16 protein-coding genes are annotated in these 17,286 nt (G+C 64.9%); 7 read left to right on the plus strand and 9 right to left on the minus strand.

Features of this window, described 5'->3' with window-relative positions:
- Positions 1-41: 41 nt before the first annotated feature.
- From ON44_RS19130 to ON44_RS19155, 6 genes are read right to left on the minus strand one after another with little or no spacing between them, the layout of a single operon-like run.
- Entirely contained in the window at positions 42-2,279 is a 2,238-nt protein-coding gene (locus ON44_RS19130; protein ID WP_245567226.1) for an MMPL family transporter, read from the minus strand.
- 20 nt (positions 2,280-2,299) lie between these two features.
- Entirely contained in the window at positions 2,300-3,718 is a 1,419-nt protein-coding gene (locus tag ON44_RS19135) for a cytochrome P450 (RefSeq protein WP_051182193.1), read from the minus strand.
- Between the two features lie 56 nt (positions 3,719-3,774).
- The gene (locus ON44_RS19140) at positions 3,775-4,827 is read right to left on the minus strand and encodes an NAD-dependent epimerase/dehydratase family protein (RefSeq protein WP_040691956.1); all 1,053 of its coding nucleotides are present in this window, start codon (positions 4,825-4,827) and stop codon (positions 3,775-3,777) included.
- Entirely contained in the window at positions 4,800-6,491 is a 1,692-nt protein-coding gene (locus ON44_RS19145) for a fatty acid CoA ligase family protein (protein ID WP_040691957.1), read from the minus strand. Before ON44_RS19145 ends, ON44_RS19140 begins: the two co-directional genes overlap by 28 nt.
- A complete protein-coding gene (locus ON44_RS19150; RefSeq protein WP_040691958.1) occupies positions 6,488-7,396 on the minus strand; it encodes a beta-ketoacyl-[acyl-carrier-protein] synthase family protein in 909 nt (302 codons plus the stop codon). The genes ON44_RS19145 and ON44_RS19150 overlap by 4 nt, the downstream gene beginning before the upstream one ends.
- 1 nt (position 7,397) lies before the next feature.
- Positions 7,398-8,435, minus strand: coding sequence for a 3-oxoacyl-ACP synthase III family protein (locus ON44_RS19155; protein WP_040691959.1), 1,038 nt, complete (start codon positions 8,433-8,435; stop codon positions 7,398-7,400).
- A 458-nt stretch (positions 8,436-8,893) separates the two neighbouring features.
- Here ON44_RS19155 and ON44_RS19160 point away from each other — a divergent pair, with 458 nt between their 5' ends.
- From ON44_RS19160 to ON44_RS19170, 3 genes are read left to right on the plus strand one after another with little or no spacing between them, the layout of a single operon-like run.
- The gene (locus ON44_RS19160; protein WP_245567227.1) at positions 8,894-9,997 is read left to right on the plus strand and encodes a lycopene cyclase family protein; all 1,104 of its coding nucleotides are present in this window, start codon (positions 8,894-8,896) and stop codon (positions 9,995-9,997) included.
- Entirely contained in the window at positions 9,997-10,947 is a 951-nt protein-coding gene (gene ku / locus ON44_RS19165) for a non-homologous end joining protein Ku (RefSeq protein WP_040691962.1), read from the plus strand. Before ON44_RS19160 ends, ku begins: the two co-directional genes overlap by 1 nt.
- Positions 10,948-10,981: 34 nt before the next feature.
- Positions 10,982-11,167 carry a hypothetical protein gene (locus ON44_RS19170; protein WP_040691966.1) on the plus strand — a complete coding sequence of 62 codons (186 nt, stop codon included), beginning with the start codon at positions 10,982-10,984 and terminating at the stop codon, positions 11,165-11,167.
- 6 nt (positions 11,168-11,173) lie between these two features.
- Here ON44_RS19170 and ON44_RS19175 read toward each other — a convergent pair whose 3' ends face one another.
- Positions 11,174-11,551 carry a nuclear transport factor 2 family protein gene (locus tag ON44_RS19175; RefSeq protein WP_040691968.1) on the minus strand — a complete coding sequence of 126 codons (378 nt, stop codon included), beginning with the start codon at positions 11,549-11,551 and terminating at the stop codon, positions 11,174-11,176.
- Between the two features lie 87 nt (positions 11,552-11,638).
- Between ON44_RS19175 and ON44_RS19180 the strand changes: the two genes are divergently transcribed.
- Positions 11,639-12,418 carry an MmyB family transcriptional regulator gene (locus ON44_RS19180; protein WP_040691969.1) on the plus strand — a complete coding sequence of 260 codons (780 nt, stop codon included), beginning with the start codon at positions 11,639-11,641 and terminating at the stop codon, positions 12,416-12,418.
- Between the two features lie 3 nt (positions 12,419-12,421).
- On the opposite strand, the gene ON44_RS19185 is transcribed toward ON44_RS19180, so the two are convergent.
- Positions 12,422-13,042: a hypothetical protein gene (locus ON44_RS19185; protein ID WP_085998568.1), complete on the minus strand. Its 621-nt coding sequence runs from the start codon at positions 13,040-13,042 to the stop codon at positions 12,422-12,424.
- Positions 13,043-13,304: 262 nt separating this feature from the next.
- On the opposite strand from ON44_RS19185, the gene ON44_RS19190 reads away from it, so the two are divergent.
- Positions 13,305-14,357, plus strand: a complete 1,053-nt coding sequence (locus ON44_RS19190) for an isopenicillin N synthase family dioxygenase (RefSeq protein ID WP_040691972.1) — start codon at positions 13,305-13,307, stop codon at positions 14,355-14,357.
- 7 nt (positions 14,358-14,364) lie between these two features.
- On the opposite strand, the gene ON44_RS19195 is transcribed toward ON44_RS19190, so the two are convergent.
- Positions 14,365-15,231 (minus strand): MetQ/NlpA family ABC transporter substrate-binding protein, encoded by an 867-nt coding sequence (locus ON44_RS19195; protein WP_083897989.1) that lies wholly within the window; start codon positions 15,229-15,231, stop codon positions 14,365-14,367.
- A gap of 131 nt (positions 15,232-15,362) precedes the next feature.
- On the opposite strand from ON44_RS19195, the gene ON44_RS19200 reads away from it, so the two are divergent.
- Together ON44_RS19200 and ON44_RS19205 are read left to right on the plus strand one after the other, a co-directional pair.
- Positions 15,363-16,235 (plus strand): MetQ/NlpA family ABC transporter substrate-binding protein, encoded by an 873-nt coding sequence (locus ON44_RS19200; protein WP_040691974.1) that lies wholly within the window; start codon positions 15,363-15,365, stop codon positions 16,233-16,235.
- Positions 16,232-17,242 (plus strand): methionine ABC transporter ATP-binding protein, encoded by a 1,011-nt coding sequence (locus ON44_RS19205; RefSeq protein ID WP_040691976.1) that lies wholly within the window; start codon positions 16,232-16,234, stop codon positions 17,240-17,242. Before ON44_RS19200 ends, ON44_RS19205 begins: the two co-directional genes overlap by 4 nt.
- Positions 17,243-17,286 lie beyond the last annotated feature (44 nt).

The raw sequence follows: 17,286 nt of genomic DNA on the forward strand, positions 1-17,286 counted from the left end.
ATCGATGGCCGTGCGGCGAATCCGCACGGCCATCGGACTATCTATACCCTGGCAGGCTGGCGCAGATCGTCCCGATCAGGCAGGGGCGGCGCGGACGGTCCTTCGTCGAATCCGAAACGCTCGTGCAGCTTTTCGAGCGGTCCGGGTGCCCACCAGTTCCAGTCGCCGAGCAGTTTCATCACCGCGGGCAGCAGGAAGCCGCGGATCAGGGTCGCATCGACCAGTACCGCCAGCGGCAGGCCGATGCCGAAAGACTTCATGAAAGTGATGTCCGAGGCCAGGAATCCCAAGAACACCAAGGAGATCAGGACCGCGGCGGCGGTGACGATCCGGCCGATCTTTTCCAGGCCATGGGCAACGGCCGATTCGTTCTTGCCGGTGCGTTCGTACTCTTCGAGAATCCGGGACAGCAGGAATACCTGGTAATCCATGGCCAGACCGAAGGCCACACCGAACAGCATGACCGGCACGGTCGGCGGCAGATCGCCGGTCACGGTGAAATCGAGCAGGCCGGACAGGTGCCCGTCCTGGAAGATCCAGACCAGCGCGCCGAAAGTCGCGGTGAGGCTCAGCGCGCTGAGCACGATCGCGACCAGCGGCAGCACCACGCTGCCGGTCAGCAGGAACAGCACGACCAGCATGATGATCACGACGTAGGCCAGCGCCAGGGGCAGCGCCGAGGTCACCGCATCGAGGGAGTCGGCGCTCGCGGCCGCGATACCGCCGACCAACCGCTGTGCGGGTGCGGGCACTGCGCGCAACTCCTTGGCCACCCGATCCAGCAGCGCCGGATCGACGGTGTCCGGTGTCACCGAAAGGTAAGCGGCGTCCTTGGTTTCGAAGCGCGCGTGCTGTGCCATGGCCGGGGCGAGCTGCCCGCCGTGGGCGTAGCTGCCGGTGGCGGTGTCGACGCGACGGACATTGTCGACTTCGGAGAGCTTCCTGGCGTAGGCGTCCAGGTCGGACTTGCTGTCCGGAAGTACGACGAACAGTCCGTTGGTGTCGGTGGCGGCGAACTCACGCTGGATGGTCTCGGTGATCTGCCGGTTGTTCATCGACTCCGGCAATGCCCGCTCGTCCGGGAAGCCGAGTTTCACACCGAGGAACGGGGTCCCGAGCAGCAGCAGGAAGGCCGTGACCGCCAGACCGATCGGCGCCGGCTTCCGCATCACGAATACCGCGAGCCGATGCCAGAAACCCTCACCGGGCGCGGGACGCTGCGGACGGAAGAACCAGCCGAGTTGACCGCGATCGATGCGACTGCCGAGCAGCAGCAGAATCGCGGGCAGCACCGTCAGCGAAACCGTCGCGGCGATTGCCGCGACCGCCAGCCCCGCATAACCCATGGAACGCACCGCGAGCAGCGGGAAGAACAGCAGGCCCGACAGCGCCACCGCGACGGTGACCGCCGAGAAGGCCACGGTGCGACCGGCCGAACGCATGGTCGCGGCGACGGCCTGACCGGTCGTGGCGCCTGCGGCCAATTCGTCGCGGTAGCGGCTGATGATCAGCAGGCTGTAGTCGATCGCGAGGCCGAGGCCGAGCAGAGTGGCGACATTGGTCGCGGTCGCGGCGAGATCGGTGACCAGGGCGATCAGCCACAGCGCGCCCATGGTGATCATCACGGTCACCGCTGCGACGACCAGCGGCAGGCTGGCCGCCACCAAGCCGCCGAATACGAACAGCAGCGCGATCAGGGTGACGGGGAACGCGATGGATTCGCCGAGTACAGCGTCCTTCTCACTCTGCTGCACCGTCTCGTGCAACAACATCGCGTAACCGCCGACGCGCACCTGCACCGGCCCGTGCGTGCCGCCATAGCGATCCGCCAGGCCGCCGACCTTCTGGTCGACCGCGCCCTCCTCGCCGAGAATGCTCGCGACTATCAGCCCTGATTTGCCGTCGGCGCTGCGCAGCGCAGGCGACTTGTCCATCCAGTACGACATGACACCCGCGACACCCGGCTCATCCTTCAGCTTCAGCGCCAATTTCACTGCGGCCGTTGCCGATTCGGGATCGTCGACCGAGGTGTCGCTGTGCACCAGCAGCACGAAGTTCGGCGGCGCCTGACCGAAGGCATCGCGCAAAATCTCGGTGGCCCGGCTGGATTCGCCGCCGGGATCGCTGTAGCCACCGCCCTGCACTTTGTCGAACAACGTCGAGCTGAGCATCCCCATTATCAGCGCGAGCCCGGCGAAGATGCCGAGTATCCATTTTGCGCGCCGCGTAGCGACTGCTTGCAGGTCGCTCGAAATGGTCAGCTTGGTCAGTTCGAACACCGCCACACCCTCATCACTCGTTAAGCCGCGCCGCGTTCGCTCCCTGACGAATCCGCGACGTGCCCGGTTTGCACCTGCCTGGCCACCACCCGCATCGGCAGATACTTCGGGTGCACCAGGGCGCCGATCACCGTCTCTTGCACCGCGATACCGGGCATCGGGCGCAGGCGCCAGCGCCCGCCGATCGTAGCAACCTGCAGGGCAACCTCGGTGAGCGAGAACACATTTCCCGGACACTGCCGGGTGCCCATGCCGAACGGCAGGTACGCACCCTTGGGCCGGGACTCCATTGCCGCAGGCAGCCAGCGGTCCGGGTCGAATTCATCGGGATTCGGGAAGATGGCCGGATCCCGGTGCACCGCAACGGGACACACCAGCAACATGGCACCCTTCGGCAATCCCTTGCCGCCGAGTTCATAGTTCGCGGGCACATCGCGAACGGTCAGCCACGGCGAGTACATGCGCAGGGTCTCGGTGACGATCCGCTTGGTCAAATCGAGCCGACCGAGATCGGCGAATTCGGCCGGGCGACCACCCAGCACTGCATCGATCTCGGCGTGGAAAGCGGCCTCCAGCTCGGGATTTCGGCCCAGCTCGTGGAATACCCAGGACAGCGTCATCCCGGTTGCCTCGGTGCCGCCGACCAGGAAGTTGATCAGCTCGTCGTGCACCTGGGCATCGGTGAGCGCGACACCGTCCTCATCGCGGGCCTTGATCAGGGTGTCCAGCAAGTCGCCGTGATCCAGGTTCGGGTCGGCGGCCAGGTCCGCACGGTAAGCGGCGATGATCTTGCTGGTCGCCGACTTCATACCGGCCACAAGCCCTTCGAAGCGGCGATTGCTGGGCAGTGGCAGCTTGTCGATCCAGGCCGGGCGGGTGACGCGGCGGGCGAGCAGCGTCATGACCGGTGTGAGCATCTCGTGGATTTCCGCGCCGGTCTCCGCGCCGAGGTCGCCACTGAACAGCGCCCCCGCGACGGTGCGCAGCGCCAGGTCGTGCATCTCGGTATCGACGACCACCATTTGACCGTCATGCCAGGCATCGGCCTGTTCCGCGCCCAGACGCGTCATTACTGTGGCGTACTGCGCGATGCGGCCGCGAGCGAAAGCCGGAGCGATCATTCGGCGTTCCCGCTTGTGCTGCGGGCCCGACAGCACGGTGACGCCCGCGCCGAGCAGCGCCTCCGCGCGATCGATCATCGAACCCTGATCGGACAGGCCGACGAAGGCTTCGCGGATCAGGTCCGGTTCGGTGACGACGTAGGTGTCGTAACCCGGAATCTTCACCCGCACCACGGGTCCGAGGTCCGACAGCGTCTGCAGGAAGCGGTACGGCCTGCGCGCGAGTCGGTGTGAGTGGCCGATGAGGGGTAGGGCCCCCGGTGCGGTCGGCACCGCATTCGTGCCGGTCGGGCGGCTGGCGAGCCGGGTGGTCATCATGCGAGTCTCCTAGGCGTGGATCGACTTTCGCGCACTCGATCGAGGGGGTCGGTTGGTCATCCGCGAGCGATGGCGGCGTCGACGCCGCCGATCTGTCCGACCCAGTGGACGTAGGCCGCCAGTCCGTCGGCCAGCGAGACCGTCGGCGCGTAGCCGAAATCCCGGGCGGCCGCGCTGGTGTCGTAGGTACTGGAAACGGTCAGTGCCGCGGTGGTCCAACTGGACAGCGGCGGCGCGTAGCGCTCCTTGATCGCCGGCACTCGCCATATGGTGTCGAAAACCGCGATGGCGGCGTCGAATACCGGTTTGGGAATGGTCCGGGTGGGCGGCGTCAGGTCCAGGGCGACGGCGAGGTCCTTGACGAACTTCCACAAATCGACGTCCTCGGGATCGGCGAGGAAGTAGGCATTGCCCGCGACCTGATCCGAGCGCGCCGCCTGCAGACAGGCCTGCGCGGCATGCTCGCAGTAGGTGATCGACACCATGACGTTCTTGCCGCCGGAGAGGTCGGGCAGCTTGCCGGACTTCAACTTTCGCAGCAGCAGGGTCATCCAACCCGAGGAACGCGGTCCCCAGATCATTCGCGGGCGCAGGGCACAGGTCACGAAATCCGGGGTGTTGCCGGCCAGGACGAGCTGTTCGGCGGCGGCCTTGGTCTCCACGTACGGGCTCTTCGGAGCGGTCACGTACGGCTCGGACTCGTCGATGCCGAAGCGGTCGGTGTCATAGGAGGTCGCCACCGAGGGGCTGCTGACGAAGACGAAGCGGCCGACACCGGCCTCCTGTGCGGCCTTCATCAGCCGCCGGGTGCCCTCGACATTGGCCTCCCAGAACTGCGCCCGGCTGCCCACCTCGGCGACCAGTCCGGCGCTGTGATAGACCACATCGACGCCCTTACACGCGGTGACCAGCGATTCGTAGTCGCCGAGATCTCCTGCCACCGTTTCGATTTCGGGCACCGTCGACAGGTAGCCGAGATCGCTCGACGGCCGGACGATGGCACGTACCTCATCACCGGCCGCCACCGCGGCGTCGACGATATGGCTGCCCAGGAATCCGGTTGCCCCGGTGACCAAAGCCTTCATGGCGTCATACCCTTTCCGGCCCATACGGCCAATTCCTCGCGCCCGATCTTGGCGTTGTGCCTGATGTCGACCGGGAACCCGGGATGGGCGCGGAATACCTTGATGGACCTGGTGAATTCGCGCCCGCGCGCGATGGACCACAGTTCTCGCTGAACCCGTGGAATCTCGGATTCCGCCACCCCGGACCGCAATTCGAAGCACAGCACCGGGATCTGCGCCCCCGGCTCGCCGACACCGACGAGCGCGGTGCGGTGCACATCCGGGTGGGTGTTGAAGATCTGCTCGCACTGCACGGTGAACAGGTCACCGGCCGCGGTGCGGACCCGCTGCGCCGTGCGGCCACAGAACCACAGCCGACCGGACTCGTCCTGCCAGGCCAGATCGCCGACGCGATGCCAACGGCGCACAGTGCCGTCCGGGCGGGTTTCGTCGATCTTGTTGCGAGCATCGGCGGCCGGGTTGTGGTGATAGGCGGTGCTGACTTGCGCACCGGCGGCGACGATTTCGCCGATCTGCCCCGGTGGCAGCACGAGATCGTCGCGCCAGGTGGGGATTTCGTCATCGGAGACGGCGATGATCCGTACTCTTGTATCGCTGTCGGATTCCGCGATCGGGCGGCCGACACAGGTGCCCGCGCCCTCGGCGGTCTGCTTGCGGGTCTCGTCGAGTTCGGACCATTCGAGGGTGGTCAGCGGCAATGCCTCGGTCGCACCGTAGGTGGTGAAGACGCGCGCGGACTCACCGAGAGCGGCCCTGACCCCCACGAGCGCATCGAGGTTCGCGGGCGCGCCCATCGAGATGACCCGAACCAGACTCGGCAGCATGATCCCGGTTCTTGTCAGATATTCGCCGAGCGGACCGAGCAGGGCGGGGGATGCGGTGACATCGGTGGCCTGGAAACTCTGGACCACATCGGCGAGCAGTGCCGGATCGGCCTTGGACACCCGCACCGGATCGACCGGCCCGAGCACGACATGCGCACCCTGCAGCAGATCGAAGATGCCGAACAGCGGTACCGAGGTGAGCGAGACGAAACCCGTTGGGCGGCCGTGCAACTGCTCGATCACCCGCAGCGAGGCGGCGAATCCGGCCCTGGTGAACTCCACCCCCTTGGCCGGTCCGGTACTGCCGGTGGTGAAGGCGATCATCAGCAGATCGTCGGGCGCATGGATGATTTCGGGTGCGGCCGCACCAGGTGTTTGTCGCATGGCGAGCAAGGTGTGCCCACCCCAGAACGAGCGTCCGACCGACACATGCACCCGCACCGAACGGAAGGTGCGCCGCGCCGCCAGTCGCACCAGATGTGCCAGCGGTATGCCGATGAACGCCTCCGCACCGACACTGCGGAAGCAATGCAGCATGCGGCGCACGCCCATACCCGGATCCACCACCACCGGCACCGCACCGACCCGGAACAGCGCGAAGATCACCGCGAACAGATCAGGATCGGGTTTGACCATGACAATGGTCTTGACGCCCTTGCTGATTCCGATCCGTTCGAAGGCCGCGGCGTAGGCGTCCACCCGCGCGCCGAGTTCGGCGAAGGTCAGCACCGCGAATCCGAGATCCGCTGCGCGCCCCGCACGTTCGGGACGCGCGACGGTCGGATAGCTGATGGCGGGCAGGTCGGCGCGCTGCCGGATCTGGTGCTCCAGCAGCGCGCTCAGATCTGCGGGCTCCTGGCTCACCCCGCACCGCCGGCGGGAACCGTGTAGCTCACGCAGCCGGCGATCGGACCGGATCCCGCGGCGACCAGGAGCAATTCGTCGCCGGCCGACAGTTCACCGGCCTCGAGCAACTGGTGGTAGCCGATGATCAAACCCGAGCTGCCCGCGTCCATGTCGCCGGTCGCGGCCTGATGCGCTCGGGCGAAACCGAATTCGCTCGCCAGCGTGGCCGCGAAGTCGGGCACCGGGTTATTGGTGACCAGCACGCGCTGCCGCTCCGGCCGTTCGGCCAGGTACGGGCGGACGGCGGCAAACGCTGCGCCGCTGACCAATTCGGTGTAGTCGTCGGCGACATCGACGGTGATCGAGCGCTGTCCGTCGTTACCCATCGCCTTCAGATCGAGGTACCCGGCGACACCTGGATGGGTGCCGACCGCGCGCGGCAGCGGTGCCGGGATGTGCACCCGATCGAAGCCGGTGCCCTCGTCGATCCCCTTGGTCACCAGCAACGCGGCACCGACCGCGGCGTAGCGGAAGTCGGCCGGTGCGTGTCCGGTGCCGCCGGGGTGGGCATCGCTGCCGACGATCAGCACCCGCTCGACCGTGCCGTTCTCCAGCAGCGCACCCGCGGCCTGCAATGCGTTGAGCACGCCGCAGGCCCCATTGCGCAGATCGAGTGAGAAACCCGCCCGCGAGGAGCCGGCCTGGTAGTCCAGGTGCATCCCCAGTTCCTTCTGGATCAGGGCGGCATTGGACGGTTCGACGATATTGCTGTCGCGGTAGACGCCGACATTGATCAGTACGTCGATATCGTTGGGCTCGACGCCCGCCCCCGAGAGGCACTCCCCGGCTGCCCGCACGGCGTGGTCGATGGAACCCAGGGTGGGGTCGGCGCTGACGGCGGACCGCCGAATAATGAACGTCATTTCATCCCACCAATGCACTGATAGTTGCCGACAGGACACCGAAGACCATTCCGGAGGCCGTCGGCACGAAACAGATTTTGGCCCCCTTCGGGATCTCGCCTCGGGAAATGTAGTCGTGCAGTACCAGGAAATGCGTACTTGCCCCGGTGTTGCCATACTTTTCGACGGTCGCCAACCGCGGCGGCATCTCGGTGCCGTGAATCTTGCTGCCGGATTCGGCGAGCTTCTCGGTGAATCCGACGCCGAGCTGGTGGAACACGATGTAGTCGAACTTCTCGTCGGCGAATGTGGTGCCGCGCTTTGCGAGGATATCGCTATGGAATTTCGCCCATGTTTCCCGGCGCGGCGCGGCTTGCATGGTGAGATTGTCGGTCAACATGATCATGTTCTCGCTGGCATCGCTCGGCTTGGCAATACACAATGGCGAGTACTCGGCGCAGGTCGTCAGATCGACGTAGTGCAGCACGTCTTCTTCGTCCACCGCGGGGTCCAGAATGACCGCGACCGCGGCATCCGCGAGAGTGAGCGCGGCGAACTGCGGATCGCGCGCATCGATGGCCTCGGCGAGTGCGCCCTCGGTCACCGGCGATATCACCTCGGGCGTGACGACCATGCCATTGCGCACCGCGCCCGCGCGAATCAGATTGTCCAGCAGATAGATTCCGGTCATGGTGCCGCCGCAGGCATTCGCCACGTCATAACCGGAGGCATTGACCGCGCCGATGCGCCGGGCGATCTCCTGGGATGCCGACGGTTCGAAGACCATATGGAATCCGTCGTGCACGGTGGTGCCGCCACAGATGACGATATCCAGGTCGGCGGCATCCAATCCGGACTTCGCCAGCGCGTCCTGCGCGGCCCGCGCGCCGAGGGTCAGGGTGTCCTCGCTGGTGCGGTCGACCATAAAGCGATGACCGATGCCGGTAATTCGCTCGACGTCGAACTCGCCACCGCTCGTCATCCGACTCAGTACTTCCGAAGTGGTGTATTCGCCGGCCGGAAGGGCGGCTCCCAGGGCGCGTAATCGGGAAGAATTCACCGTAGCGGTCCTTTCGACAGAGACGGGCAGCACGAACTCCCCGGCTGGCACGACAATGGCTGCGGGCAGATGATGCGGGAATTCCGTTCCACGCGATCGCGAGAACAGAAGGTTCCGAAATCAACATTGATTTCGGCAATCGGTTCCGGATTGCCCGACCCTGGGCAATCCGTCCGACAACGACGAGCATACGGCGCACCGGACAATGTGACCAGCCAGCTGACAGCACGATGCTACTGGCGAGTCACATCGTTGCTGGAAAAGCGAGATCTGACATGATCGCCTTATGAAGAATGTCACCGTCGATATCCGTGAACTATCACAGCGCAACGGTGACTCGACCGCCCGACAGTAAGCTCCGCACGACCGACGAACGCGCCGACACCGAAGGGATCCGCCCTGCACACCACCGAACTCGCTGTGCCACACCGACATCCGCGTTCCGCATGGAAAACGTGATGACCACGGACCTCATCGTCTGCGGCCTCGGGCCCGCCGGTCGCGCACTCACACACCGCTGTCTCGTGCACGGAATGTCGGTCACCGCAATCGATCCGGTGCCGGGTCGTCGCTGGTCGGCGACGTATGCGGGGTGGTACGACGAACTGCCGGGATGGCTGGATCCGTCGGTCATCGCAACGACCGTGGAGCATCCGACGGCCTGGGGTACGAGGCCGCATCGACTCGAACGAACCTATGTCGTCTTCGACTCCGCGCGGTTGCGGGATTCGCTGAATCTCGAAGGTGCACAAATAGTCACCGATCGAGTTGTCGAAATTCGGCACAACACAGTGACTTTGGCTTCGGAAACAATATTCCGCGCAAATCGTGTTATCGACGCACGAGGAATTGCCCGCTCTCCCGAGCTCGCTGAGCAAACCGCGTACGGCGTGGTCGTGCGACGCGACGCCGACATCGAACCCATGTTCATGGACTGGCGCGTGGACAACGGCGCGAAACCCGATGCGCCACCATCGTTTCTGTACGCGGTGCCGCTGAGTGCGGAGACGATGTTGCTGGAGGAGACCTGTCTTGCCGGGTGTCCCGCGCTCGACACCGCGGTGCTGCGCGACCGCCTGCACCACCGGTTGCGCTCGCGCGGAATCGAACTCACCGGCACCGAACCGATCGAGCGCGTGCGTTTCCCGGTGCAGGGCGGCCACCCCGGACAGCGACGATTCGGCGCAGCGGGCGCATTCACCCATCCCGCAACCGGTTACAGCGTCACCGCCTCGCTCGCCGCCGCCGACACTGTCGCCCGCGATGCGTCGGCATGGCCTGCCCAGGCGCGAGCGGTACACGCGTTGCGGTCGGCGGGTCTGCGCGCACTGCTCGCGTTGCCGCCCGCCGACCTTCCTGTCTTCTTCGATGCCTTCTTCACCCTGCCACCGGAACTCCAACGGGCCTATCTGTCGGGCCGCACCGATCTCGGCGGCACCGTCGCCGCCATGCGCACCCTCTTCGCCGCCCTGCCCACACCGCTGCGTCGGCGCGTCGCGACCGCGACACTCGGGATTCCGATTCGCTCGCCTATTCGAATGGGTTCGTCCATGATGGAGTAATGGCACGAGCTATCTGGAAGGGCTCGATTGCGTTCGGGCTGGTAAACGTCCCTGTCAAGGTGTACACGGCCACCGAGGACCACGACATTCGGTTCCACCAGGTGCATGCCAAGGACGGTGGCCGCATCAAATACGACCGCGTCTGCACGGTCTGCGGCAAGTCCGTGCAGTACGCCGATATCGATAAGGCCTATGAATCCCCTGAGGGGGACAAGGTCATCCTGACCGATGAGGACTTCTCGAAACTGCCCGCCGCCGAGAAGCACGAGATTCCGGTGCTGCAGTTCGTACCCAACGATCAGATCGACCCGATCCTGTTCGAGAAGAGCTACTACCTCGAACCCGACTCGAACACCCCCAAGGCCTACGTGCTGCTGGCGACCACGCTGGAGCGCATCGATCGGACCGCGCTCGTCCATTTCACGCTCCGGCAGAAGACCCGGCTCTCGGCACTGCGGGTCCGCGACGGCGTACTGGTACTGCAGACGCTGCTATGGCCCGATGAGGTCCGTGCCGTCGATTTCGAATCCCTGGACGGTGTCGCCGAGCCGAAGCCGCAGGAGATCAAGATGGCCGAGACGCTGGTCGAGACCATGTCCGACGATTTCGATCCCGAGCAGTACACCGACGAGTACCAGATCGAGCTGCAGAAGGTGCTCGACGAGGCCATCGCCAGCGGCACCGGGAAGGTGGTCAGTCAGCCCGAGGAGGCGCCCGCCGCGATGGACGCCGAGGTCGTCGACCTGGTCGCCGCACTGCAACGCAGTCTGGAGGCCAGTGGGCGGCGGACCGCGGAGAGTTCCGGCAAGGCAGCCGCCGAGCCCGAGGCCAAGGCGGCACCGGCGAAGAAGGTAAGCAAGGCAGCGGCCAGCAAATCTGCGGCGAAGAAGACCGCCGCCAAGCCCGCCAAGAAGACCGCGAAGAAAGCGGCCGCCCGCAAGGGCGCATAGCCGTCTACCCGCACACTCCTGGCAAACTTGCGGCATGGATCCCGACGTAGCGATCGTCCCGATGGGCCTGGGCCATCTGCGGACACTGTTCGTCCGGCCGAATCCGAATGAGCCCGAACTGGACTCCACGGACGACGCCCTGCCCGCGGTGCCGCCGGGCACGAAGCGGGCGCTGATCCGCCGCGGCCGACTGGCCGGTGAGGGGCGGGGCGCCCGCTGACCCGGATCAGAACATGCCGTGCGGAAGCTGGTCGGCGTCGGGCACCGGTTGTACGACATCCCAGTGCTCGGTGATCACGCCGTCGACCAGCCGCCAGATATCCACCACCGCCACGCCGCGGGCATCGTCGGGCGCGATCATGTGGTAGTGCACGACGGCATATTCGTCATCGGTGATGACCCGTTTGATTTCCAGTCGGGCGGCGGCCACCGGCGCATTCGCGATGAACTCGATGAAGGCGTCGCGGCCGGACGGATTGCCCGGACTGTGCTCGATGAAGCTCTCGTGCAACAGGTCTCGCAGTACCTCGATATTGCCCGCACTGAACTCGGCGAGGCCGTGTAGCAAGAGATCCCTATTGTGGGTTGCCAGGTTGTTCGTCATGGCGGTAACCGTCGCATCGCACGGTAAGCCTGTCGATTACCAGGCATGTAATGGCGGCTGCCCGCGTGGTGTGGGGATACTGACCGGGTGGATAGCGAACGCTCCGTCGGGGCGCTGCTGCGCGAGTGGCGGCTGCGGCGCAGACTCAGCCAGCTCGAATTGTCCGTACAGTCGGGCATCTCGACGCGGCATGTGAGTTTCGTGGAGACCGGACGCACCATTCCCAGCCCGGGGATGGTCGAGCGGTTCGCCGAACATCTGCGCATCCCGTTGCGCGAACGCAATCGGCTGCTGGTCGCGGCCGGATACGCGCCGACGTACCGGCATCGTGCACTCGACGATCCGGATCTTGCGCAGGCACGCGCCGCGGTCCGGCGCGTACTCGATGCCCACGAACCGTTTCCCGCGCTGGCCATCGATCGACGGTGGAATCTGTTGTTCGCGAACTCGGCGGCGGAGGTGTTCTTCGAGGGTGTGGCCGCGGAGCTGTTGGAGCCGCCGATCAATATGATGCGAATCGGTCTGCATCCCAAGGGGTTCGCGCCGCGCGTGCGGAATATCGAGCAGGTGCGCGGGTTCCTGCTGCCTCGGCTCGCGCGGCAGGCGGCGCTGTCCGGAGATCCCGAATTGGTCGCGCTCCATGCGGAATTGAGCGTGTTCGCGCCGGAAGGCGTTTTTCCGCAGGTAGATCCGTCCGAGGTCGCGCTGCTCATCCATCTCGACCACCGCGGCACGGAGCTGTCGCTGTTCAATACGATCATGCGGTTCGGCGCGGCCTTCGATGTGACGCTCGATGAGATCGCCATCGAGTCCTACTTTCCTGCCGATCAAACCACCAGCGCCTACCTGCACTCATTTGCCAGGTGATCGTCAGGACTCGGCGGCCCGCGCTTTGCCTTCTTCGAAGAAATCGAGCAGGGCGGCGGCGGTGTTCACCTCCTCGCGCGAGCGCAGCGCGCCGAACGAGGCATTCCAGAATTCGCCGGTGCGCGGCGTCCATGGGCCGACATAGGCGTACGGACCCGGATGCGCCGAATCACCCGGTGACACACCGTAATTGACCTCATTGAGAGTGCTGGACAGATCGAAATGCTCTGGCCACAGCACCGGAATGACATCGGGTGCTGTGCAGCGCAGCGTCGAATCCCCGAGCGCGAACCAGTCCGCGATGAGCGCCGCCGCCGCCGGATCGACAGCGAGCTGGTCACCGGGGTCGACTCCGGTGGTATCGGCATAGACGTTCGCCGGTGCCTCGGGTTCGAAGCCCACGGCGGCGGCGACCTTGTCGAAGGTGCCCGCGAGCGCGACCCGGCCCTCCGGCCACACCAGATCGGTGCCGACCACAGAAACCGGCCACTGCGCACCGCCGAAACCACCGTGCACCACCCGTAGCCGGATGGTCCCGAAGCGCCGATATTGTGGGCCCGCGATCAACAACTCCCCCACCGCGTGCAGCGCGAGCCGAGTGTCCCGATACGTGATGTCGTCCACCCGGAAATCATCGCCGCTGCGGGCCGCCCGCGCCGGCGAATCGCACCAGCGGAATCAGGACGGATGGACGATGACCAGCGGCACCTCGCGGGCTCGTCGTCGACCAGATGCGCCGGCAATCGCCACCTCGATCGCCTCGGAGATGACATAGCGGCTGCTCACAGCGGTCGATTCGAATCACTCACCGATGCGCTGACCGGGCTTGATGCGGATTCATTGCTGTCGCCTATTATCGAGATGTTGTCGAGGGAAGGACACTGCCGTGGAATTCCAAGTGCCGGTCATCGATATCTCGTCATATGTCGGCGATGGTTCCGCAGCCGAACGCCGGGCCGTTGCTTGCGCGATCGACACCGCCGCGAGCACCGTCGGCTTCATGCAGGTCACCGGCCACGCCATCCCACAACCGGTGCTCGACGACTTCGCGGCCGCACTCGACAGCTTCTTCGACCTCGAACCGGCGACCAAACAGGGCTATCGCACCCCGCCCGAAATCAATCGCGGCTACTCACCGCCCAAGAGCGAGAGCCTCAGCCTGAGCCTCGGCGGCGCATACGCCACCCGCATGAACGATTACTTCGAGGCATTCAATGTGGGCATCTCCGCGGCCGCCTATCCGGAGGTCGAGTTGTCCGCGCTCGACTACGCCGAAAATCTGTGGCCGACAGAGGTTCCCGGCTTCCGCGCACCCGTGGAGACCTATTTCGCACACGCCGCGCGGATCGCGCGCACCCTCACCACCATCTTCGCCGACGCCCTCGAACTGCCGCCGGGCTACTTCACCAGGTTCACCGACCACTCCCTCGACGTCCTGCGGATGAACAACTACGCGCTGCCGCCGGGCACCGTGGATCTCGACGGCGAACTCACCGGTATGGGCGAGCACACCGACTACGGCATCGTCACCGTCTTGTGGGCGGACCAGGTCCCCGGTCTCCAGGTCGTCGGCGCCGATAACCATTGGCACGATGTACAGCCCGCCGACAACGCCCTGCTGGTCAATCTCGGCGATGTGATGGCGCGCTGGACCAACGAACGCTGGCTGTCCACCCTGCATCGCGTCATGCCGCCGATCACCGACGGCACCATCCAAAGACGCCGCAGCGCAGCCTTTTTCCACGACGGCAATCCGGACGCCGTCATCGAAACACTGCCCTCCTGTCTCGGTGAGGGAAGTAGATACGCCCCGATCACAGTCGCTGAACACCTGCGCACGAAACTCGCCGGTTCCCGTGCCCTGCAACCCAATACCAATGCCACTCGCGAGGCGGCACGGGCTCTCGCCGCGGCAAGCACCGAACGCACTCCGGAGTGAGCGCCACTTACTTGCGGAATTTGGTCTCCAGCTCGGCGAGGGTGGCCTGCAGATCTGCCGCGTCATTCGTCTTGAAGATGCCCTGGAATCCGGCCTCCGCACGGATGGCGGCCTCGACCTCGGGATCGTGGTAAAGCTTCACCAGCGCAAGCAGTTTCGGGTTGTCTCTGTCTTCGGCGCGAGCCGCGAAAATATTGATGTACTGCTTCAGTTCCTGGCGTTCCGGGTCGTCGGTGAAGATGGTCTCGTTCTTGGTGAGACCCGCGGGACGAGCGAAGGTGTCGTCGACGAACGCTGCGTCGACACTCTCCAGAGATTGCGCGGTCAAGGTCGGATCGATGGTCTTCAGCGTCACCCGCGATGCGTCGGTGTCCACATCCTCGAACTTCGAATCCCAACTCGCACCGCCTTTCAGCACGATCAGTCCGGCGGCGGCCAAGCCGAGCAGTGGGCGAACCTGATTGGCCGGGTTATTGCTCAGGGTGATCTGGCCGCCCTTCGGGATCTCCGCCACCGACTTGTGCTTGCGCGAATACAGCGTGAGCGGGTAGATCTCGGTCGCACCGATCGGCGTCAGGGTGTCGTTGTTGCGGACGTTGTAGTTCGCCAGGTACCGCACGTGCTGGAACTTGTTGAGATCGATCCGACGTTGCGCCAGTGCGGGATTCGGCTGGTTGTAGTCGGTGAAGTTGACGAATTCCACGGCGATGCCCTGCTCGGCAGCCTTCTTCTTGTAGACATCCCAATGCGGCAGCGAGATGTCGTTCACGCCGATGCGCACGACATCGTCATGGTGCTCCCGACCACACCCGACACCACCGGCGGCCAGGGCAAGAAGCAGGGGAATCACCAGAACACGGCGCAGCAATCGCATTGCAGGCAACCTAGACGCTCGTCCAATTAGTTGCCAGAGTTTCGCTCAGCACAATCCAAACCGTTGTCCGACCCCTTGGCGCATCGCTTGGATTACCGGGTTCATATTGCGACAAGCATTCGGGAGCACGAGTGAAATTCCATCGGGTACTGGCGATCCCGGTCCTGGTAGCCACCGCGGCCCTCACCCTGACGGCGTGCGGCGACGACAAGGCTTCCGCCGACAACGTAGTGCGCATCGGCACCACTGACAAGGACCACGCCTGGGACGTCTTCGAGGAGAAGGCGAAGGCACAGGGCATCAACCTGCGGATCACCAACTTCTCCGACTACAAGCAGCCGAATCTGGCGCTGTCGCAAAAGCAGATCGATCTCAATCTGTTCCAGCATCTGCAGTTTCTCGGCGCCTACAACGTGGCCGATAACGACACCCTGACGCCGATCGCCTCGACCTATATCGTGCCGCTCGGGCTCTACTCCAAGAAGCACAAGTCGCTCACGGATCTGCCGCAGGGCGCCGAGATCGCGATCCCGAACGATCCGACCAATCAGGCGCGAGCGCTGTTCGTCCTGCAAGCTGCCGGTTTGCTGAAGCTCTCCGGTGACAGCAAGGCGCCGACGCCCGCCGATATCGATAAGGGCGCGTCCAAGGTCAAGGTGACCCCGGTCGATGCGGCGCAGACCGCGCTCTCGCTGGCCTCGGTCGACGGATCGATCATCAACAACACCTTCCTCGATCGTTCCGGCATCGACCCGAATTCGGCCCTCTACAAGGATGATCCGAAGAATCCGGCGGCCGAGCCGTACATCAATGTCGTGGTGTCCAGGGCCGAGGACAAGAACAACGAGCTCTATCAGAAGGTTGCCCAGCTCTGGCACGATCCGGAGGTGCAGCAGGCGCACGCCGAGGTCACCAAGAACACCGCGGTCGAAGTAAAGCGCAGCGGCCCGGAGTTGGAGCAGATCCTGGCCAGGGTGCAGCAGACCATCAAAGACGGCAAGTGAGCGAGCAAACGGTCCCTGCGGTCGAATTCCGTTCGGTCACGAAGGTTTTCGGCAAGGGCGCTGATCAGCAGGTCGCGCTGGACGATATCGACCTGCGCATCGAACAGGGCGAGATCTTCGGTGTGATCGGTTATTCCGGCGCGGGCAAGAGCACGCTGGTCCGGCTGATCAACGCATTGGAGAAGCCGACCACCGGCACCATCGAGGTCGCAGGCACGCCCGTCACGGGTGTGCGGGAGGCCGAGGTGCGCCGCATCCGCCGGGATATCGGCATGGTGTTCCAGCAGTTCAACCTGTTCCGATCACGCACGGCCGCAGGCAATATCGAATATCCGCTCAAGGTCGCGGGCTGGAAGCGCGCCGAGCGCAAGGCACGGGTCAAGGAGTTGCTGGAGTTCGTCGGGCTCGCCGACAAGGCCCGCAGCTATCCGGATCAGCTCTCGGGCGGTCAGAAGCAGCGGGTCGGCATCGCGCGGGCACTGGCGACCTCACCGTCACTGCTGCTCGCCGATGAATCGACCTCGGCGCTGGATCCGGAGACCACCGGCGAGGTGCTGCGGCTGCTGAAGAAGATCAATCGCGAACTCGGCGTCACCATTGTGGTGATCACGCACGAGATGGATGTGATCCGCGCGGTGGCCGATCGCGTTGCGGTGCTCGCGGAAGGCAAGATCGTCGAATTGGCCAGCACCTTCGAGGTTTTCGCTACCCCGCAGGCGGCACCGACACAGTCGTTCGTCGAGACCGTGCTCCACAATCGGCCCGACGCCGAAGAACTGCGGCGACTCGGTGAGCTGCACGGCGGACGGTTGGTCACCGTGGATATCGACGACAAGCGTGGGATCGGTGCGGCGCTGGCCACCGCCGCGCATGCGGGTGTCGGTTTCGAGGTGGTGCACGGCGGGATAAGTACGTTGCAGGACAAGACGTTCGGCAGTGTGACGCTGGCATTGCACGGTTCGGATGACGATGTGGACAAGGTGGTCGAAGCGCTCGATCGCCGCTAGCGACTGCTCGCAGGTCGCTCGAAACGATCTGCGTCGGCTGAAGG

The organism is Nocardia vinacea NBRC 16497 (assembly GCF_000308835.1).
Taxonomy (GTDB): Bacteria; Actinomycetota; Actinomycetes; order Mycobacteriales; family Mycobacteriaceae; genus Nocardia; species Nocardia vinacea.

What these genes read in the sequence shown, in the direction of transcription:
- ON44_RS19140 (WP_040691956.1), bottom strand. Translation starts at nt 4,827, where the DNA reads ATGGGCCGGAAAGGGTATGACGCCATGAAGGCTTTGGTCACCGGGGCA.
- ON44_RS19170 (WP_040691966.1), top strand. Translation starts at nt 10,982, where the DNA reads ATGGATCCCGACGTAGCGATCGTCCCGATGGGCCTGGGCCATCTGCGG.
- ON44_RS19135 (WP_051182193.1), bottom strand. Translation starts at nt 3,718, where the DNA reads ATGATGACCACCCGGCTCGCCAGCCGCCCGACCGGCACGAATGCGGTG.
- ku (WP_040691962.1), top strand. Translation starts at nt 9,997, where the DNA reads ATGGCACGAGCTATCTGGAAGGGCTCGATTGCGTTCGGGCTGGTAAAC.
- ON44_RS19195 (WP_083897989.1), bottom strand. Translation starts at nt 15,231, where the DNA reads ATGCGATTGCTGCGCCGTGTTCTGGTGATTCCCCTGCTTCTTGCCCTG.
- ON44_RS19150 (WP_040691958.1), bottom strand. Translation starts at nt 7,396, where the DNA reads ATGACGTTCATTATTCGGCGGTCCGCCGTCAGCGCCGACCCCACCCTG.
- ON44_RS19160 (WP_245567227.1), top strand. Translation starts at nt 8,894, where the DNA reads ATGACCACGGACCTCATCGTCTGCGGCCTCGGGCCCGCCGGTCGCGCA.
- ON44_RS19175 (WP_040691968.1), bottom strand. Translation starts at nt 11,551, where the DNA reads ATGACGAACAACCTGGCAACCCACAATAGGGATCTCTTGCTACACGGC.